The 2,649-nt window shown below is 41.9% G+C and carries 1 protein-coding gene and 1 pseudogene; one reads left to right on the forward strand and one right to left on the reverse strand.

Annotated elements, in window-relative coordinates; genetic code table 11:
- A pseudogene (locus O9295_RS27195) lies at positions 1 to 138 on the forward strand (IS4 family transposase); the annotation flags it as partial.
- Between the two features lie 81 nt (positions 139 to 219).
- Here the strand turns inward: O9295_RS27195 and O9295_RS27200 are convergent.
- A complete protein-coding gene (locus tag O9295_RS27200; RefSeq protein ID WP_288036382.1) occupies positions 220 to 2,031 on the reverse strand; it encodes a proline--tRNA ligase in 1,812 nt (603 codons plus the stop codon).
- Positions 2,032 to 2,649: the final 618 nt, after the last annotated feature.

A 2,649-nucleotide genomic window follows, 5' to 3' on the forward strand; every position in this document is an offset into this window, starting at 1 on the left:
CCTATCAAGAAACATGGTCGCCGAGCAAAAAGCCTCTTTCGGCTAGGTTTAGACCACCTTCGTCATCTTATTCTCAATCCTTCATTACCTAACTTTTCTCTTTTTCTCCAGTCCTTACATTTTTTGTCCTGTACTTAGAAAGATAATATAGTAATCTCAAAAGCTCCTTTTTTAGAAGTTTTTCAAGAAATTAAGCAAATTATCTGTATATTTAATCACTTAATCAGAAGCATTTACCTTTGAAATAGCAGTTTTTAAATAGGAAACCACCTCATTAATTGCTACTTCTGACGCTTTTTTACTGGCTCTTTCGACTAATTCCACCTTACCCGATTTGAGAGATTTACCCGTGACAATGCGATAGGGAATCCCAATTAAATCCGCATCTTTGAACTTAACTCCCGCACGTTCATTCCGGTCATCTAAAAGGGTTTCAATGCCGGCTTGATTTAACTCATTGTATAAACTTTCGGCGGTTTTTACCTGCTCGGCATCAGCTAAATTAGGAATAACCACAATCGCTTGATAGGGGGCAATAGCTACTGGCCAAATAATGCCATCTTTATCGTAGGATTGTTCTACGGCTGCCTGGGCTAAACGCGATACTCCTATCCCATAACAACCCATACAAATGGGGGTAGATTCTCCCGCTTCATTAGTATAAAAAGCATTCATGGCTTGAGAATATTTATAGCCCAATTGGAAGATATGACCGACTTCAATTCCTCTAGCACTTTGCAAGGTTTGATCAGGATCGTGAATAGCTCGATCGCCTACCTGGGCTTTGCGTAGATCGACGATTAATTCCGGTAAGATAAAATCTTTACCCCAATTCGCCCCCACTAAATGAAACCCCGTTTCATTTGCACCGGTGATCAAGTTTTCTAAGTCTGTCACCGTGTTGTCTGCTATGCGTAAAAACTTAGGAGCTATATCGCTGGCTTTTTTGAGCAAATTATCTTCTAAGTCGGGACCAATATAACCTAAAGGTAAAGGTTTAGTTGCCCATTTCTGTTGAGCGGCAGCATCGGGTATTTTTAAAGCCAAAATTGTTTTAGCATTGTAACGGCTCGCCTGTCTAACTAATTCATTTTGTAGTTTAACTTCGTTAACCTCTTGATCTCCCCGAATGCTCACCAAAACTAAAACAGTTATGCCGCTATCATAAACCACTTCGTAGAGAACATTTTTGACGATAGCGGTGGCAGAACAATCGAGAAATTTAGCTAAACTTTCGATAGTGTTGGTGTTAGGAGTCTCTTTTTTAGCAAACTTTTTAAAGGGAGAAGCCACTTTATCTGCCGGCAAAGAAACGGCTTTTTCCACATTAGCCGCATACTTTTCATCGGCGGTAAATAAAACCTCATCTTCTCCGGCATCAGCTAAGACCATAAATTCTTGGGATGCGGAACCGCCAATCGCTCCAGAATCGGCTTCTACTGCCCGAAAAGCTAACCCACAACGGCGGAAAATATTGCGGTAAGCTATATCCATCGCTTGATAGGTTTTCTTTAAACATTCCTCGTCGAGATTGAAAGAATAGGCATCTTTCATAATAAATTCTCGTCCCCGCATTAAACCAAAACGAGGGCGAATTTCATCGCGAAATTTAGTTTGAATCTGATATAAATTAACCGGTAATTGTCGATAGGAACGAATTAAATCACGAGCGACGGCAGTAATTACTTCTTCGTGAGTCGGTCCTAATCCTAACTCCCGGTTTTGCCGGTCCGTCAGGGCAAACATAATCCCTTCTGCTTTTGTGTAGGTGTCCCAACGGCCTGATTCTTGCCAGAGTTCCGCCGGTTGCAGTTGGGGAAGTAAACATTCTTGGGCGCCGGCTTTATTCATTTCTTCCCGGACTATCTGGGAGACTTTCTGCAAAACCCGCCACATCAGGGGTAAATAGGCGTAAATACCGCTGCCAATGCGACGAATGTAACCGGCACGCACCAAGCATTTATGACTGGGTATTTCCGCCTCGGCCGGGTCTTCCCGGAGGGTGACAAAAAGCTGTTGAGAGAGTCGCATCCTATCGATATCCTTTTGAACAGAAGACTTTCTATTATCTCATCAAAGGAGAGCGACTGCAATGATCAATTACTTGTGTTGACAAACAATAACAGCGATCAGTTTACCGATTCTCAGGTATTTCCCCTCACAACTTGAGACTGGTTGGAGACGCATTGGACTCTAGTTCCAATTGCCTAACTCCCTTGTTCTCTACTCTAGGAAATATGAGCGTTCAGGTCGATCGCTGTTATCGTCGTTATCGAGACAGAATGTAACTTTAACAGGGTTTACTCCTTTGTGAACTTGACCTTTATAACCTTGCCAGTCGATCTGTCAGGGAAGCTTTTTTCTTTAGCTTCAATTATTAATATAACATCGGATCGGAGCTAGAAGTCTTTCTCTTAATCAAAGTTTACATTGCCAGCATCAAGGAAAAGCCTCGATGTTTTGACGCTTAACCGACCATAACTCCCTTCTGTCAAAGTGGGTGAGGTAATAGTTAGTAAAAGTATAGTCAAATATAGACAGACTGAATTCCATTTCAGAAATTCCTTTCACTTTTACTTCGAGAGATTGATTCTCCTTGGGTGAACTACGCACCTCTCTATCCCATAGCGGTTAAACGCATTTGGGAAT

The sequence above is a fragment of the Microcystis sp. LE18-22.4A genome (genome assembly GCF_027531105.1).
GTDB lineage: Bacteria > Cyanobacteriota > Cyanobacteriia > Cyanobacteriales > Microcystaceae > Microcystis > Microcystis aeruginosa.

Excerpts from the sequence above, each read along its gene's own strand:
- O9295_RS27200 (WP_288036382.1), bottom strand. The coding sequence starts at position 2,031 with ATGCGACTCTCTCAACAGCTTTTTGTCACCCTCCGGGAAGACCCGGCC.